General features: G+C 42.3%; 12 protein-coding genes. 7 read left to right on the forward strand and 5 right to left on the reverse strand.

Features of this window, described 5'->3' with window-relative positions; translation table 11 throughout:
* Positions 1-2 precede the first annotated feature (2 nt).
* Both BFP97_RS06180 and BFP97_RS06185 read left to right on the forward strand, forming a co-directional pair.
* The gene (locus BFP97_RS06180; protein ID WP_069841573.1) at positions 3-3,191 is read left to right on the forward strand and encodes an efflux RND transporter permease subunit; all 3,189 of its coding nucleotides are present in this window, start codon (positions 3-5) and stop codon (positions 3,189-3,191) included.
* The gene (locus tag BFP97_RS06185; protein WP_069841574.1) at positions 3,184-4,503 is read left to right on the forward strand and encodes a TolC family protein; all 1,320 of its coding nucleotides are present in this window, start codon (positions 3,184-3,186) and stop codon (positions 4,501-4,503) included. Before BFP97_RS06180 ends, BFP97_RS06185 begins: the two co-directional genes overlap by 8 nt.
* A gap of 1 nt (position 4,504) precedes the next feature.
* Here BFP97_RS06185 and BFP97_RS06190 read toward each other — a convergent pair whose 3' ends face one another.
* Complete coding sequence (locus tag BFP97_RS06190) at positions 4,505-5,428, reverse strand: SRPBCC family protein (RefSeq protein ID WP_069841575.1); 924 nt, start codon at positions 5,426-5,428, stop codon at positions 4,505-4,507.
* Positions 5,429-5,507: 79 nt separating this feature from the next.
* Positions 5,508-6,416: an SMP-30/gluconolactonase/LRE family protein gene (locus tag BFP97_RS06195; RefSeq protein WP_069841576.1), complete on the reverse strand. Its 909-nt coding sequence runs from the start codon at positions 6,414-6,416 to the stop codon at positions 5,508-5,510.
* Positions 6,417-6,634: 218 nt separating this feature from the next.
* Between BFP97_RS06195 and BFP97_RS06200 the strand changes: the two genes are divergently transcribed.
* The 3 genes from BFP97_RS06200 to BFP97_RS06210 all read left to right on the forward strand — a co-directional run bounded on the left by BFP97_RS06200 (position 6,635) and on the right by BFP97_RS06210 (position 10,462).
* Positions 6,635-7,765 (forward strand): helix-turn-helix domain-containing protein, encoded by a 1,131-nt coding sequence (locus tag BFP97_RS06200; RefSeq protein WP_170827414.1) that lies wholly within the window; start codon positions 6,635-6,637, stop codon positions 7,763-7,765.
* A 70-nt stretch (positions 7,766-7,835) separates the two neighbouring features.
* On the forward strand, positions 7,836-10,193 hold the full coding sequence (locus tag BFP97_RS06205; protein ID WP_069841578.1) for an ABC transporter permease: 2,358 nt from the start codon (positions 7,836-7,838) through the stop codon (positions 10,191-10,193).
* A 29-nt stretch (positions 10,194-10,222) separates the two neighbouring features.
* Positions 10,223-10,462, forward strand: coding sequence for a DUF3820 family protein (locus BFP97_RS06210; protein ID WP_069841579.1), 240 nt, complete (start codon positions 10,223-10,225; stop codon positions 10,460-10,462).
* 3 nt (positions 10,463-10,465) lie between these two features.
* On the opposite strand, the gene BFP97_RS06215 is transcribed toward BFP97_RS06210, so the two are convergent.
* The 3 genes from BFP97_RS06215 to BFP97_RS06225 form a co-directional block, all read right to left on the reverse strand.
* Entirely contained in the window at positions 10,466-11,866 is a 1,401-nt protein-coding gene (locus BFP97_RS06215; protein ID WP_069841580.1) for a TIGR00341 family protein, read from the reverse strand.
* A 115-nt stretch (positions 11,867-11,981) separates the two neighbouring features.
* Positions 11,982-13,133 carry a serine hydrolase domain-containing protein gene (locus BFP97_RS06220; RefSeq protein WP_069841581.1) on the reverse strand — a complete coding sequence of 384 codons (1,152 nt, stop codon included), beginning with the start codon at positions 13,131-13,133 and terminating at the stop codon, positions 11,982-11,984.
* 276 nt (positions 13,134-13,409) lie between these two features.
* Positions 13,410-16,607 carry a carboxypeptidase regulatory-like domain-containing protein gene (locus tag BFP97_RS06225; RefSeq protein ID WP_069841582.1) on the reverse strand — a complete coding sequence of 1,066 codons (3,198 nt, stop codon included), beginning with the start codon at positions 16,605-16,607 and terminating at the stop codon, positions 13,410-13,412.
* Between the two features lie 172 nt (positions 16,608-16,779).
* On the opposite strand from BFP97_RS06225, the gene BFP97_RS06230 reads away from it, so the two are divergent.
* Together BFP97_RS06230 and BFP97_RS06235 are read left to right on the forward strand one after the other, a co-directional pair.
* Positions 16,780-17,298 carry a DUF1905 domain-containing protein gene (locus tag BFP97_RS06230; RefSeq protein ID WP_069841583.1) on the forward strand — a complete coding sequence of 173 codons (519 nt, stop codon included), beginning with the start codon at positions 16,780-16,782 and terminating at the stop codon, positions 17,296-17,298.
* A 144-nt stretch (positions 17,299-17,442) separates the two neighbouring features.
* Positions 17,443-17,901 (forward strand): CBS domain-containing protein, encoded by a 459-nt coding sequence (locus tag BFP97_RS06235; protein ID WP_069841584.1) that lies wholly within the window; start codon positions 17,443-17,445, stop codon positions 17,899-17,901.
* Positions 17,902-17,932 lie beyond the last annotated feature (31 nt).

Below are 17,932 nucleotides of genomic sequence, written 5' to 3' on the forward strand. Positions count from 1 at the left end.
TCATGAGAAGAGTTATCTCCTACTTTATCAAGTATTCCGTGGCAGTGAATATTCTTATGCTTGCCATCATTGCCTTCGGGATTTTCGGAATGCTGAAGATGAAATCTTCATTCTTTCCATTGAATGAGTCTAAGATCATCAATGTCTCTATCACCTATCCAGGGGCTTCTCCTCTAGAGGTTGAAGAAGGGATTGTCCTAAAAATCGAAGATAACCTCAAGGGAGTTGTCGGCATTGATCGCGTGACTTCTGTGAGTAATGAAAACTCAGGTACCATCTCGGTAGAAATTGAAAAGGGTCAGGATATCGACCTGATGGTCCAAGAAGTGAAGAATGCCGTGGATCGTGTACCTTCCTACCCTACGGGAATGGAACCACTAGTCGTGAATAAAACGGTGAACATTCGGCCCACAGTTTCTTTTGCGTTGAGCGGTGATGACATCCCACTGATTACGCTCAAAGCGATCGCTCGCGAGATTGAAAATGACTTAAGAGGAATTGAAGGAATCTCTCAAGTATCCATCAGTGGTTATCCTGCCGAAGAAATTGAGATTGCCGTGCGTGAGAAGGACTTACTGGCTTACAACCTGACCTTCCAGGAAGTTGCACAAACAGTAGCACGTGAAAACATTCTGGTTTCGGGTGGAAATATCAAAACAGACATCGAAGAGTATTTAATTCGGGCAAATACAAGGTCCTATCTCGCTAACGAACTCGATTTCCTGATTGTAAGGGCTGACCCAACAGGAAATGTAATTCGACTTAGAGACGTAGCAGAAGTACGAGATCGTTTTGCCGAAAGTCCTAATGCCAGTTTCTTTAATGGAGAAGTTTCTGTCAATATCAGCATCAGTAATACGAATGATGAAGACCTGCTCTCCACAGCAGAAGCTGTACGCACTTACGCCAGCGAATTCAATCAGCGGTATACAAACGCCCGTCTCGACATTGTTAATGATACTTCAATCAGCCTATCTCAAAGAACATGGCTATTGATCGAAAATGCGGGTATGGGAGTTGCTTTGGTACTCATTTTCCTATCACTATTCCTAAACACGAGACTTGCCTTTTGGGTAGCCATCGGAATACCAGTGGCTTTCTTGGGGATGTTCATCTTTGCGCCAGGGCTTTCAGTGACGATTAATATCCTCTCGCTATTCGGGATGATCATTGTAATCGGTATTCTGGTAGATGATGGAATCGTGATTGCCGAAAACATCTATCAGCATTACGAAAAAGGAAAGAACCGTGTACAAGCAGCGATTGACGGTACTATGGAAGTTGTTCCTCCTATCGTTTCTGCTATTCTGACAACACTTTTGGCATTTAGTACTTTCCTTTTTCTTGATGGAAGAATCGGAGAGTTTTTCGGTGAGGTTTCAGTCGTGGTTATTCTAACCTTGTCTGTTTCATTAGTAGAAGCACTTATCATTCTTCCGGCTCACATTGCTCACTCAAAGGCGCTGACCAAGGAGAACCCTGAGGAGAAAAAAGGTGGACTGAGCAAAGTATTCAGCAAACTACGTGAGGTAAACAAAGTAGGTGATGCCATCATCACTTTCCTTCGCGATCGTACCTATGCTAAATTTCTGCGATTTGCCCTAAAAAACAGGTTCCTAACCCTTGCAATGGCCTTTTCTATACTGATACTGACTATCGGTGCCATTGGTGGTGGAATGGTCCGAACGACTTTCTTTCCACAGATTGCCAGTGATCAGGTAAGCATCACCCTGAAGATGCCTGAAGGCACGAGCGTAAGTATTACCGACTCTATTTTGACAGTCATTGAGGCCAAAGCATGGGAAGTCAATGAAGACTTTACGGCCAGGCAAACTGAAAACCGTCAGGTGATTCAGAACGTGATTAAACGTCTCGGTCCCGGTACTGGAAATGGAGCATTAACAATTAACCTACTACCGGGTGAGTTGAGGGACTTTCCATCAACAGACATCGGCAATGCGATTCGTAAATCCATGGGACCCGTTTATGGCGTTGAGGCCCTTACCTATGGAGGTGGTAGAAACTTTGGAGGAAGCCCGATTTCGATTTCCCTCCTTGGCAGTAACATTCCAGAACTAAAAGCTGCCAAGGCCCAATTAAAGCAGGCAATGGAGAACAACGCCTTGCTGAAGGACATTACAGATAATGACCCACTCGGTATTAAGGAGATCAATATCGTGTTAAAGGAAAAGGCTTATTTACTGGGTTTAAATACTCAGGATGTAATGAGCCAGGTGCGTAATGGCTTCTTTGGTTTTCAAGCCCAAAGGTTCCAGCGAGGACAGGATGAAATCAGAGTATGGGTGCGCTATGACGAAGAAAACAGGTCGAGCCTCACTAGGCTTGATGAAATGAAAATAGCTACTCCCGATGGCAACAGAGTACCTTTCGCAGAAATTGCCAATTACAGTATTGAAAGAGGGGAAATCTCCATAAACCACGTAAACGGAAGGCGCGAGGTGCAAATTCTTGCAGACTTGTCAGATCCATCAGAGAGTGCTCCTGAAATACTTGCTGACATTCGGGAAAATGTAATGCCAGCGATATTTTCTCAGTACCCCTCGGTTTCGGCTCAGTTTGATGGACAGAAACGAGAACAGAATAAACTACTCGCCTCTGTCAATACGGTCGTGCCGATCGTAGTCATTCTAATTTACATGACGATCGCTTTTACTTTCCGATCCTATGATCAACCACTACTGCTATTGTTACTCATCCCACTGAGTTTAATCGGTGTGGTGTGGGGGCACTACATTCATGGTTTCCCGATTAATATCCTCTCTTGGTTGGGGATCATCGCTCTGATTGGGATTATGGTCAATGATGGATTGGTCCTTATCGGCAAATTCAACAGTTACCTAAAAGACGGTATGTCCTTCGATGTAGCACTTTATGAGGCTTCAAAGTCCAGATTTAGAGCCATATTCTTAACATCACTAACCACCATAGCCGGACTTGCTCCACTAATATTTGAAACAAGCCGTCAGGCGCAATTCCTGATTCCAATGGCCATTTCTATTGCCTATGGTATAGGCGTTGCCACGGTATTGACACTGGTGATACTACCCATCTATTTGTCCTTAGCCAACAACTTAAAGGTGGGCGTCAAATGGTTATCAAGTGGGGAAAAAGTACCAAAAGAACAAGTTGAAAGAGCCATTATCGAATTAAAAACTGAAGTTCATGACTAAGCAGCGCACCATACTTTTTTGCCTGTTAATGGGCATAGGCGTGCATTTAATTGCACAGCAATCGCTCTCTAAAGCTGAAGCCATCCGTCAGTTGATGGAAAACAACTTCGATATTCGCCTGTCGAAGAATGATATCAAGGTGGCTGAAAACAATACGAACCTATTGAACTCGGGATACCTACCCACATTAAGTGGTACTGCAGGCATTACCTATAATAGCGACAACATTAATGCGGTATTCAGAGATGGAAATGACACTAATATCAATGGTGCCAAATCAGACAGTCGCACAGCCGGATTAAACCTTAACTATGTCCTTTTTGATGGCTTCAACAGAAAGTATAATATGGAGCGTAACAAGGAGAACCTGAACATTGCCCAGCTCAATGCAAAGGCTACTCTGGAGACCACGCTCTTCACACTTTTCAATGCATATTATGATGTAGCACGGAATCAGCTTCAAGTGGAAAGCCTAAAAGAGACTTTGGAGATTTCTAAGGATCGTCTTGTTCGGACTAATTATGGTTTTGATTATGGTAGAAACTCGAGGTTAGACGTTTCTAATGCTGAAGTTGATATTAACAATGACAGCATAAGCTATTTGAATGCCATTCAAACACTAGGCAATGCGAAACGTAATCTCAACTTAGTTTTAGCCAATGGCATCACTGATGACTTTGATGTAGACACTACCCTGTTGTTTCAAAGTAACCTTCAAAAGACAGAATTAACGGAAGCACTTTCAAAAGGAAATGTTCAATTAGCCCTGGCTCGCGCTGGTATTCTGATCACAGAATACGATGAACAAATCAACAAAGCCCGCTTCTTACCTACCCTGAGCATCAATGGAGCTTATAACTACCGCTTGGGGAATAATAACCCGGCATCATTTCTTACCTCTAGTACTACTAAAGGGCTCTCCTATGGCGCTAACCTCTCTTGGAACCTGTTCGATGGCGGTGCTGCACAAACAGCAGTTAAAAACACAAGAGTCAATCGAAGTTCTCAAGAGCTATTGTTGGAGCAAACTACAGAGCAAGTCAGCCTAAACTTTGAAAATGCATGGGCGGATTATGAAAATCGACTTTTCAATGTCCGGGCCCAAGAAAACAACCTGAAGACGAATCAATTGAATTTTGAACGTACTGAAGAGCAGTTCAGGTTAGGTAGAGTAACCTCCATTGATTTCAGAACTGCCCAAAGCAACCTGCTTAATGCCCGTATCAATCTGATACAGGCTAAGTATGACGCAAAACTGGCGGAACTAACGCTATTTCAACTTGCTGGTAAGATTCAGGACGCTCTTTTCTAAACTACTTTACTGCGAAATTAATATCAGTAATTAAGTCTTTTGGGGCCACCTCTTGAGGATTGTTGACATACATTTCGAAGGGGTGAATTCCTTTGACCATTTTAAACTCTTTGCCACGTTGCATATTGTAAAGCGTGCTCCAGGCATTACCCAAGTGCTCATAAGTACCAATATGCCTAACTGTATTCACTTTTGTAGCAGGTATTTCTCCGGCAACAAAATCTCCAGATAACCCATTCGGTTTACTCTTTACACCCAGACAAGCTGAATATTCAGCAACTCTTTTGACCATATCCCATTTGTGATAAATCGAAAAAGCCTGACCTGTAAGCTCTCCTTCATTGTCCTTTGCATATGCCTCCAGTTTTTTAAAGTCCTCCGTCATATGGTCGCCCATTTGATCCATATTGCATAAAGTCTTAATGCCTACATAATGTGTATGAGGGAAGTCTGAAGCGCCTTTGAACTCAAGTTTAGAGTCTATTTCACCTTTTTCAACGTATTCTTTGAGCATATTTAAACCACGCTCATAATCCATACCTACGAACGCCTCCATTTGCTTCTTCATCCAAAACAAAAAGAAAGGAAGACCGCTATCCATTGTCCATGTCACCTGAACGGCATCACCAACCGGTTTGAAGTAGAAACTCACCTTGGCTTGTGACTTCCATGGCTTTAAAAACATGAGATCGTAATCGATAGACTCATTCTCTTTTTCATTCAGAATGGTCATGTTGCCCTCGCCCGTTCGCTTTCCATTCCACTCATAATATTTCGCATCTTCGCGAACGGCCACCTTGGTATCAGGGTCCATTATTAACCATGGCGACCAGGCTTGCCAGTGGTTGAAGTCATTCAATGTTGAAAAAATCTTTTCTATCGGTGCGTTAATCATAACGGACCGATTAATACTCATCTTAGGCATGATCAAAAAATTTAGTGCATAGAAAATTAGTCAATTAGGCTTTAATAGTAAAGCCTAACGAGCCAACAATGCCTTCTATCTAGTTGTATGTAAGGTGTAATACCCTTATGAGGACTGGGCCCAAAAGTCTACCATCCTGTGTTTCGGCCCCAACATCATTGACATAAAGCTTCGAACCGTCTGGGCTGAAGGCCAAATCATTCGGGAAAGTGAAGGTAGCCTCAGAGGCACTTCCATCTAGATTGCCTTTCTTTCCTGAACCCGCCAGCAGTTCAACATTACCGGCTAAATCGATGGTATATATTTGATGTACACCCCGCGCAACTACATAAAAGAGCCCATTTCTAAATACAAGGTGGCCATTATTACTACCCGGCAAACTGGCCAAGACAGAAGCATTTCCTTCTGGATCGATTTTCACAATGTTACTGCTTGAAAAATTGGCCGTGTAAAGATTGCCTTGATCATCCATTTCCAATCCATTAGGACACTTCAATAGATCACTTTTCGCGAAAACCTTCGAGTTACCGTCTTTATCGACCTTCTGGATGGTACCGCTGCCACAATTGGCTACAAAAAGGGCATCTTTGGTTTTAACAAGTCCAACAGGAGAAAAGAAGCCTTCTGTGGCAAAATCGCTCACACTCCCGTCTTTTTGAACCACACTAATTTTTCTTCCGCTCACATTACTCTGATAAAAGAGCCCGTCAGGTCCAATATCACTACCTGAAGCTCCATTGATACCTTCAGCGAATAGACTTATTTCTCCTTCGGGCGTCATCTTAAAGATTTCCGCGCCACCAGCCCTGCCCAGTTGCAGTCCAAAATTGCTCACGTAGATATTACCAGCGGCATCCACTTCCATTCCGCCACTACCGGCCTGAATTGGATCACCCAAGGTGGTCACTTTGGTTACTTTGGGCTTTTGTGCCTGCAATGTGAGAGATAGGCTTGCTAAAATGGCGAGAGAGAGAAGTTTAAGTCGCATAATCAAAAAATGAGTTCAGAGTTAATACGTCAACAATAACAACTAAGGTTGTTGATTGCCTATGTCCATAGTCTTTCTTTGACTCAAAAAGTTCAAAAATCACATATCTATGTGAGGCTTTGATGCGCCTGATCGGTTAGTGGGTTATATTGACTAACCGCTCAAAAGGTTTTGACCCATAAGATTTATTTGGCAGTTTAGAATCGATGAATGCAGTGATGTACATCGGCATATTCTTAGCTGGCTTTCTGTCCCTGCTGATATTTGCCAAGAACAATCGAACCACCCATGACCACATTCTTGTGGCATGGCTGATAATCAGTGCATTACTACTTTTTTCTTTCTACTATGATTTCAATTATACCACAAGAAAGTATGAAGCGCTGCAGCTCGTAGGCATGGTGCTGCCTCCAGCTGCTGCACCCATTCTGTATTTCTATGTTTGCTCACTTGTCCGTTCGAGGCCTTTCAAATTAAGAAGGTATTGGTTTCACTTTATTCCATTCTTCTTTCTTGCCGGGTCCATGCTCTACTTCTATTACAATTTGGAGGATAGTCAACGTTTGGTCGTGGACGATGGCTTCATTCAGATGTATGGCATCAAAGCCTTCCAAATGAGGAATTATGGGATGATCATGGCCTTTTTCAGCTTCCTCTACCCGGTGCTAAGTCTCTACTCACTCTTCAGACATAAGAAGACCCTTACCGATAAGTTCTCTAATCTATCTGGAGTAAATATGGACTGGTTGAGAAACTGGATCATTCTTTCCTTTATCGGTTTTTGGCTAAGTTTTATCTTGATATGGTCAGGAGCATTTCGGTGGATTGAATTTGAAACTTCTTTCAAAGCAGTGGCAAGTCTGATTACACTTAATATTGCCATCATTGGGTTCTACGGACTCAAGCAGACTTCCATTTTTACCAACGAACGGATACAACAGGGTGCCCAAAAAGAAACCTCGGAAAACAAATATGAAAGGTCCAGGCTGACGAAAGATGAGTCAGCAGAAATCCTAAAGAAGGTACAGGCGGCTATGGAATCAGACAAGCCCTATCTGGATAGTCAATTGAGTTTAGAGTCTCTTGCTTTTAAACTCGGATTGAGTAAACATGACCTATCTCAAGTGATTAATGAGCAGCTCGGGATTAACTTCTTCACCTTTGTGAATGAGTATCGCATATCAGAGTTCAAACAGCTCATACAACAGCCCAAGAATGCCCACCTCACCATACTGGGTGTAGCCCTTGAGTCCGGATTCAACTCGAAGTCATCATTTAACGGAGTATTCAAAAAATTAGAAGGTATTACACCTGGTGCTTACAAAAACAGCCTTAAACAATCTAATTAACATGTCCATATTGATCGGATAAGACGTTTGGACCCTAAGCCAAGACCATATTTGGGCAAACTCAAATATTATGTGGTCAAATTATATCCTCACTTCCTTAAGAACCATCAAAAAGAACAAGCTTTTTGTGGGCATCAACTTAATCTCCATTGCACTGGCCTTTTCGCTATGCACCATTGCATACTTTAATGTTCAGTTCAATTCGGACTTCAATACGTTCTTTTCAAAAGCCCAAGACTTATACAAAGTCAACAGCAATCGACTTACGGCAGATGGCACGGTCATGCAAGGGACTACTCCGCTCCCACTCGCTCAATCGATAAATGATGATATAGCCAACGTTAAGGCCGTTCGATACCATCGGCAAAACAAAATGATCAAGTTGGAAGACCAATTCTTTCGGCAATCGATAGGTTTTGTAGACCCTGAATTCCTCGATTTCTTCGAAATACCAACTATTTCTGGATCAAATGCCCAGTTTTCAGGACAACAAGACATGTTCATAAATCCTGATGTGGCGATTAAATACTTTGGCAAGGAAGACCCCATCGGCAAAGAACTCAAATTGGTCATGTCCAATGGTAGAACACTTGGTTTTACTGTGAAAGGCGTGGTGGTAGACCTTCCCAAGAACACGAGCTTCATGTATGACATCATTATTCCATTCGAAACCTACACGGACATTAATGGATTCAAGGAAAATGATTGGTCACAATGGATTGATGGTACTTTCCTATATGGGAGCACCATAGATACTGATCAGGTTGTGAGTAGCCTTAAGCGCTACATTGAGGCGCAAAATGAGTCGAATCAAGGGCAGGAACTTGCGAGTTATTCCGTCTCTTCCATTCTCGAATGGCCAGCTTTTGAAAACAGCATGGAGAAGTCGAACTTCATGGGACACCTCCACCCTGCATCTGTCTTAGGTACGCTGTCTTCGGCCATCGCGGTACTTCTTTTGGCTTCCTTTAACTTTATCAATACCAGTATTGCTATTTCTCGCAAGCGTCTGAAAGAGATCGGTATGCGCAAAGTGCTTGGAGGAAGAAAACAAGACTTGAAAGTCCAGTTCTTGGTCGAAAGTCTGGTTCAAATGCTTATTGCAGTGCTGCTATCTGGACTCATTACCTATTTCCTGACTGACGCCTACAACTCCATGTTTGAATTTGAAATAGTCGAGTTCAGCCGAATTTCATTGGGGCCATTTCTAGCATTTATGCTAGGCGTCTGGTTGATCACTGGCTTGCTAGCCGGCATATATCCTGCTTTCTATATCAGTCGGTTTTCACCACTTCAGGTATTGAAAAACAAGGTGAGATTCTCGAAACGCAATCTATTCACCAAATCGCTGTTGACATTTCAGCTGATGGTATGTGTCTACAATGTGTTTTCGCTCATTCTCTTTATTCAAAACACCCAGTATCAGGAAGGTTTGGACAGAGGCTATTCCGTAAAAACATCGATCAACGTACCGATTAATGACTTCAATCAATTTCAGGTTTTAAAGTCCGAATTCGAAGGAATTAGTACTGTTAAAGATGTGACAGGCACCGTCCATCCCATTGGTTTTCAAAGTGAAAACATAAGGGTTGATTACCTTGGAGAGTCCCATGATGTGGCAAGTCTACAGGTAGGAAATGGTTACCTGGAGAACCTCGATATCAGACTTAGTCGAGGTGATTTCTTTGGTGAAAATGAGGAAGATAACTTTGTCATTGTCAATCAGATGTTTGCCGAAAAACTTGGCAATGATGTGCTTGGACAACAGATTACCAACGACAGGCAGCGATTCACCATAATTGGTGTTGTGGATGATTTTAACCTAAGGACCATCATGCTTGATAATAAAATCAGGCCTTCGGTTATATTCTTTAGTCCCGAATCCAACTATAAATATGCAAATGTGCTTCTCAGCACCAATGATCCTTTAGAGGCCAATCGGATCTTGGAGGATGGCTGGAATAAACTATTTCCTGAAGAACAGTATCTTGGTTTCCTTCAGGAAGATGTGTTGAAGCCGGTAAGACAGACCAATAACATCATGTTAAGCATCAATTCATTCGTTGCGGTAGTTACACTCATCATTTCAGCGCTTGGTCTCTACGCGATGGTTTTCTTGAACATTCAAAGTCGAATCAAGGAGTTTGGTGTCAGGAAAGTACTTGGGGCATCAGTCAAGCAAATTCTCTACTTGATCAATCGTGAGGTAATTGTAATGCTCAGTATTGCCAGTATTGGTGGCGTAACCTTGGGCTACTTTGTCATTAATATGATTCTAGACATTGTATACGCGTATCATACTGAAACATCACTTAACAATTTTGTGCTACCTATTCTAGTTGTCACAGCCATCGTTATTATGGCCATCGGTTATAGAACATGGCAGTCAGCTCGGGAAAATCCAGTAGAACATTTACGGTTTGAATAGCCATCCGAAGTTTACATCTTTGGGCTGAGATGGAAGCACAGGCAAATGGTAATATTCTCAAGGAACTCGTCATCATGAGAATGCCTTTTGGAAAATATAAAGGGAGAACGCTATGCGATCTCCCTATTTCTTACCTCGAATGGTTTGCCGGAAAGGGTTTTCCAAAGGGAAAACTAGGCATGTTGCTCTCTACCATCTATGAAATCAAGCTAAATGGCTTGGAGCAACTGTTAGAACCCATCAAAAGACAGATTCACCAGAGGCGATAAAACCTAATTGATGATTCTTACCGAATCTACCTTGAGGCGCTGTTTTAACCAGCGTGAAACCTTCTGATAATCTGATTTAGGGTGGTCGTTGGTAAAATTAACCATGGCAAAACAGATGGTATCTATTTTATCATTACTCAAGTTTCTCACGTAGCCATCCATTAAACTGAATTCGTTTAAATCATCGTATTGAATTCTTAACTCCTCAGAAATATCATTGACAGGATACTGTCGAGACTGCATCTGTCTGATTTGATTTTCAAGTAGTTCGATTTGTGCTGTCTTACTATTTAAGACCTCCTCGTTCTTTTTATACAAGTCCTCTATAAGGCCTGATTTCAGCGATAGACTCATCTTTTCCATCTCCTCACGACTGGCCAAGTTTTCTTCTTGATAAGCCTGCCTAACCGTCAATTGGCATTTTTCCAAACCATAGTCAGCCAAATCAACATTCAGCTTTTCGATTATATCATCACCCAATTTTTTACCAAAAAGCGTTACTTCCATTCTTCCACCATTCTTATCAAAGACACTTTCTGACTTGATCACCTGAGTTTCAGGGAAATCAAATTCCTGAATGATGAATGTCCTGGCTTTTTGCTCAAAGATCGACTTGCGTACAAGGTTATAAGCAAGATACACACTGGGGATAATCGTGATCACCACAAAAGCAGTAACCAACTGGCGAACTCTTTTCTCAATGACTGGGCTATCGAACTTTTTCTTTCTGTATTTAAGAGCTCTTACTACCAAAAATGTACTTACACTGATGAACACACAGTTGATGAAAAACAAGAACAAGGCACCGAAGAAAAAGGCCCAATTGGCATGTGCCAAGGCGTAGCCTGCGGTACATAAAGGAGGCATCAAAGCCGTAGCAATGGCAACACCTGGAATCGCATTTGACTTCTCCTTTCGTGAACCTGCAATAATTCCCGCCATACCGCCACAAAAGGCAATCAATACATCCCACAGAGATGGTTGTGTACGAGAAAGCAGTTCAGACTGAGCTTCAGCCAAAGGTGTAATCAAGAAGTAAACCGTTGAGGTCAAAATACTAATGACCATAGCGATCAGGAGGTTTCGTGCACCCTTTCTAATCAAAGGCATATCATAAACGCCCGCTCCCAGACCGATACCAATGATCGGTCCCATTAAAGGAGAGATAAGCATGGCACCGATAATGATTGCCGGTGAGTTTACATTAAGACCAATCGAAGCGATTAAGATGGCAAACATCAAAATCCAAAGGTTTGCCCCCTTAAACTCTGCCCCTTTTTCAATATCGGCTTTGGTGACGCTTTCTCGTTCCTGATCAAGTTTCAAATTGAAGCGATCCTTTAAGAAAGCTCTGACACTACCCAACACCCGAGTTGAGTGTATGTCATTTGTTGTTTTTTCCATTCTTATTAAAAAAAGTGCGCGAATGTATCACTAAATTCTATTCGCGCAATACTTGGCAGGCAAAAATATTTTTACCGCAACCTACTGATTTCTAGAGAATAAATAAAAAAGGCTCTTAAAGAGCCTCTTGAACTAATCTTACAAATTCTCCAATCTTATTCGGTTCTAACCAACGCGTGACAATCACCATATCATTGGTTTTATCTACCACAATGAAGTTCCCGCCAAAGCCGGCAGCATAATAGATTGATTCATCATCTACACCTCTCCATTTTCTAGGGCCGCGGTTGAGCCACCACATATAGCCATAACTTGCATTGGCTTCGGAGGAAACCTGCACAGCATTCACCCAGTCCCTTGATATAAGTTGCTTGCCATTCCAATTGCCTTCATTCAGAAAGAGAAGTCCAAATCTGGCATGATCAGCCGCACTAATAAAAATACCCGCCCCAGAGTGCCCACCTCCTGTCACAGATTTCATTTGTTGGCCATCAATTGTTACCCAAGCATCATTATAACCAAACCAACGCCAGGTAGTAGAGGCACCGATTGGATCCATGATATGTTCTTTCAATACTTGTGGCATGGGTTTTCTCCAAACATGTAATAGAGAGTAAGCCAATACGTTCACACGTACGTCATTATACTCCATTACAGTACCTGGCTCAACAGGTGCCTTGAATTTCCAATCATCAATATCTCCTTGTCTTGGAGGTCTATCGGCCCAGTCTTTTATGCCAAAAAGCTCCCCAGACCAAGCCGAAGATTGATTTAGCAAAGTATGCCAATCAATTTTTGAATTATGCCTCCCACCAAAGGTCCCATCCCACACATAGTCTCCTACTTTGTCCTTGACATCACCAATAAGGCCTCTGTCAACGGCCAAACCAGCAACGGTGGACAGATAACTCTTTGTGACACTAAATGTCATGTCTACTCGATCGACATCTCCCCATTGAGCCACGACATAGCCATTCTTGATAATCATACCTGCAGGGCCGCCTCTTTTCTTAGTTGGACCCAATATTTGATGGAAAGGCTCTGCGCGAAATCCCTGAGCGATCGCAATACGAAGGTCTTTTGAGCCGCTGTACTCATTCTCCTCCGCAAATTTGACAGCTTCATCAAGCTTGCTTTGAATCAAACCAACGGATCGAGCAGCTTTGGTTTCCCACTCTCCTCTTTTAGGAAAGTAGTCTTGAGCAAAAGTGGTCTGGACAATACAAGCTATGACCAGCAATGTGAGTTTGATTTTGGAGGATTTCATACAACAGATTTTGGAACGAGATAGGGAGTAATCTCAAATTATTCAAGCAAGGTTTGATGAGTGGACTAAAACATGAAAGGAGGCCATGACACCTCCTTTCAACCTAATCAAAAACATGATGTTAAATCATGTCTTAGAATGCTTTTATCCCTATTGGGTGGTACAAAGGTAACATACCATCGGTCTATGTAAAGCAAACCAAACAATATTTTAACTAACAAAGGGGAATCTCATGACTCCCCCTTGTGAATGAATACTTCATCAAAACCGTGTAAACTAGAAGATATAGCGCAGTCCAACTTGCATTTGCCATCTGGACAATAGACTGAAATCATCTACAAAAGAGGTCGGCTCTGTATTCGTGTATGTGTAGGTAGGTTCAAATGTTGCAGGGTTAACCGAAATAGAAAGTGGTTGAATGTTTCGAGGATTCTGTCTTACCCCCCAATCTGAGCTGATCAAATTGCCCACATTCAGGATATCCAGAGAGAACTGCACCTTATTTCCATTCGCCAATGTCAAGTCTTGGAGTATTCTCATATCCCATCTACCATACCAAGGGCTTAAAGCTGCGTTACGCTCAGCATATTGCCCTCTTCTGCCGTTTAGGTAAGGATCCTGATTGATTAAATCGTTGAACCTCGATCTTTGGATATCCTGGAGAACTGCAGACCCTACAAATGTGTAATTAGAAAGTTCTGCGGCAGTTGGTACATAAATCAAATCATTGATCGCTGACCCGTCTCCGTTAGCATCACCAGCGTAGGTGTAGCTAAAACGACCTCCTTCGGCATACTCGGCAAATAATGAAATTGTTGTTTTCCACTTACCTCCATACTCAAAGGCTTTATTCGCGGTAGCGATAAACCTATGTCTGTTACCATACAATGAAGGTTGAAGCACTGCTTCATTTACATTGTTTACAGCGGCATTTCTTTCGAAAGCATCACCTGATATCTCTGCTTCGATGGAACTAATGTCCTTTGCATCCAAATAGTTATAACCGAAGGTTGCATAGATTCCATTGGAAAACTGCTTCTTTACTTCAACGGTTACATTAATGCTGCGTCCCAGGTCTTCACTAGTAAATACATAAGCATTTTGACCTGGGTTACCAAAAGGGTCTATTGATCTATCTCCAGGCAAATAATAAGCTCTATTGTCCACTCCTGACAAGAAGCCTGTTGGCGTTCTCAACCCGAAGTTTCTCACCATCATGGCGTTGATGTCCTTAGTATAAATTACGTCTGTTGACACAAACCATCCATCACCGAAAGTCCTGTCATAGCCAATATTGGTTCTCCAAACCTGCGGGAACTGGAAGTCAGGATCTGTAATGGTATAGAAGAAGAAATCTGGGTTTGCTACCTGATTACCTAACCAAACAAATGGGAAACGCCCTGTGAATAAACCTGACCCTCCTCTTAGTTGGAAGGTTTGGTCGCCATTAACGTCCCAGTTGAAGCCGATTCTTGGAGACCAGAGAATGTCGTTCGTAGGAAGCACTGTATGATCAAACATCACCTCCTCATTATTCTCATCATAGTAGATAACACTCGGGGCATAGTTACCATCAAAAATACCGTTTGCCGGATCTAACAAGCCACCCTTACGCGCGATATTTTCAAGAATTTTATCCTCAGTATCGAAGAACAAGGGTTTGTCTGCTCTCAACCCATAAGTCAGCGTGAACCGATCGTTAACGGCCCATTTATCCTGAACATAAAAGGATAGCTGACCTACATTCGTTTCAGCCAATGCCCAACTGTTACTCGCATTATTATCTGCAAAGGTGGTACGCGCATGATCGACAACAGCATCCATGCTACCAGCATTCACAAAGTTCAAAAAGTCAGAAACACTGGCAAAGCCTTGTCCAAATGTTCCTCCAGGGTAATTCACCCCAAATGGTTCATACACTCCCAGGTTAAAGGAGTTATCGAATTGAAACTTCTCGAATGAAGTCCCTATAGTGATCGTGTGATCGCCTTTATAAATCTCGAAGTTATCGGTGACTTGAAATACGTTTTGGTCAAGCCTATTATTGATAGAAAAAGGCTCATGCCCTGCTATAATATAGCGCGAGCCTCCCTGAAGGATATTAAGCACTGGAAAAGGATCACTAAATGGATCTCTGCTATCTTCAAATGTAGTATAACCCACTTGCAGTTTATTAGAGAACTGACTGCTAAAAAGAGATCTCAGCTCCAAAATTCCCGAATGTATTTTGTTATTGATTCTATATCCTGAGTTGAAGAACTGCAGTGTATTGGCATCAGGCCCTCTTTGTCCCAAAGCCGAAGGGTGTGCGTTTTGCTCTCTAAAGGCATCCAAAAAGTTATAAGTAGCCGTCAAAGAATGTTTGTCGTTAATATTCCAATCAAGTTTTAGTATACCCTTTTGGTTGTCTGTGTTATGTGTATAACCTTCGTAAACACCCGTCTCATAACCAAATCGCGATCTTAATATATCACTCACTGCATCTAAATCTGAGGCCAAGACTCGAGAAACATTGTCACCTGTACCACCAGAACCCGTTGCTCTGAAGTTAGAACCTAAGTCCTCTCTTCTTTCTAATTCAAAATTGGCAAAGAAGAACAGCTTGTCTTTGATGATTGGTCCTCCTAGGCTGAAACCAGCCTGAAACTGATTAAGGTCTGGAACGAATATCTCTTCGCCTCTCACCTTGCTTCCTGTCATTCCTTGATTACGGAAAAATGAGAAAGCGGTACCCTTAAATTCATTGGTACCACTCTTGGTCACAGCATTCACAGCGGCTCCCGTAAAACCGGCCTGCGTTACATCGTATGGAGCAATTGATACTTGAATCTGATCAATCGCGTCAAGTGATATGGGCTGGGCATTGGATTGTCCACCGGGAGTAGCTGCATCTAAACCAAAGGGGTTATTAAAAATGGATCCGTCTAGCGAGAAATTGTTGAATTGGTCATTTCGTCCTCCAAAGGAATTACCGTCTGAAGCCGGGTTCAAGCGATAAATATCAGATGCCGATCGCGTAATGGTAGGTATTATCTTGAGCCTCTCATTATCGATAACCGTGGCTGCACCCGTTCTATCTGTGTTGATTTCGGTCGAGCCTGCCGTAACCACAACATCTTCGAGTGCCGTTGCACTCTCCTTCATTTCAAAGTTTATGGTTTGGTTCTTACCAAGTGTTAGAAAGAACCCCTGCTTAATTTGGGTTTCAAAGCCAATGAAAGAGGCCTCTACTCGGTACGGGCCTCCAATCCTTAGGTTGGCAATATTATAGCGTCCGTTAGATCGTGTAATAACACCATATCTAGTACCCGTTGGTTCGTGAATGGCTAATATAGTAGCTCCTTCGAGTAGTTCGCCATTGGCGTCAGAAACCGTTCCACTCATCGAGGATGTGGTAACCTGCGCGTTAGCAAACCCAAGACCAAGGGTGAGGAACAGAATAAGACTGAGGAAATATCGGAGAGGCTGTTTCATTTGATGTGAGTTTTGATTGATCTACTTTACAACACGAAAGTAGGTGTCACAACCTTACCTTAACAGGAATTTTATGCGAAAATGAGCAATCGGATGCCAAATGGCTTAATCGCAAGTTCACATAAGTCAAAATCTATTGGGCAATCCTTCTGAGCACTTATCTTTACCCAGCATGAAGGTTATCACCACTCTTGAAAAATTCGATCAAGGCATATGGGGTTACCACTTCCCGATAAGCCAAGAAGTGACCGAGCAAATGTCGAGTGAGAATCACAAGCGTGTTATCTGTCAAGTAAATGGAGTTGTCACTATGCATAGTGCCCTTGTACCGCTTAATGATGCTAGCTACATCATGGTTAACAAGTCAAACCGAAAAAAGCTGGGGATTAATCTAGGCGAAAGTGTTGAGCTAATATTGGAGAAAGACACCTCAGAGTATGGTCTGCCCATGCCCGAAAGTCTTATGGTCTTGCTCGATCAGGATGAAGTGGGAAGCAAGTACTTTCATGAATTGACACCCGGCAAACAACGGAGTCTTATCTATCTGGTGAGTAAAGTGAAAAGTATAGACAAGCAAATCAATAAAGGCTTGGCCATATTGGAACATTTACGGGATGTTCAGGGAAGATTAGACGGCAAGCTGCTCAATGAAAAGATTAAACATTACAATCAGAACAGAAATCACATTTAACTATTATTCTGCACTAATACTCATAAACCACCTTTTATTTTACAAACACTGATTTAATCAGAAAATTATTTTGTCAATAGCAAAATAATCCGTAATTTCTATACCCTTTCCCAGTAATTTTTCAGTAGATAAACAAAAGGCATCATGAATTTCACAGGCGTAAAAACACCCGAACCACCGAAGACAGTTAATCAGTACCGACCTGTCACAGATTACATGACTAAAGAAGTGATCACTTTCCATAAGGATCAGAGCATTGCCGAAGCAATGGACACCTTCCTTGATCTTAGAATTTCAGGAGCACCTGTTGTCGATGACAACGGGCGCCTTGCAGGAATTCTCTCAGAGGTTGACTGCCTAAAGATTATGGTAGACGAAGCTTATCACAATTTACCTCATGGCAGAATTAATGTGGAAAATTATATGAGCGAAGAAGTTGCAACAGTATCCATGGACGCTGATGTTCTAGATATTGCCTCAAAATTCCTTAGAACTCACTTTAGAAGGTTCCCAGTAGTAGACCATAATGGCAAACTCATTGGTCAGGTAAGTCGAAGAGATATCTTAAAGGCTACCAGAGACTTAAAAACCTCAACCTGGTAGTCCCCTTTCACGTAAGCATACTCAAATCAGC

The organism is Roseivirga sp. 4D4 (genome assembly GCF_001747095.1).
GTDB lineage: Bacteria > Bacteroidota > Bacteroidia > Cytophagales > Cyclobacteriaceae > Roseivirga.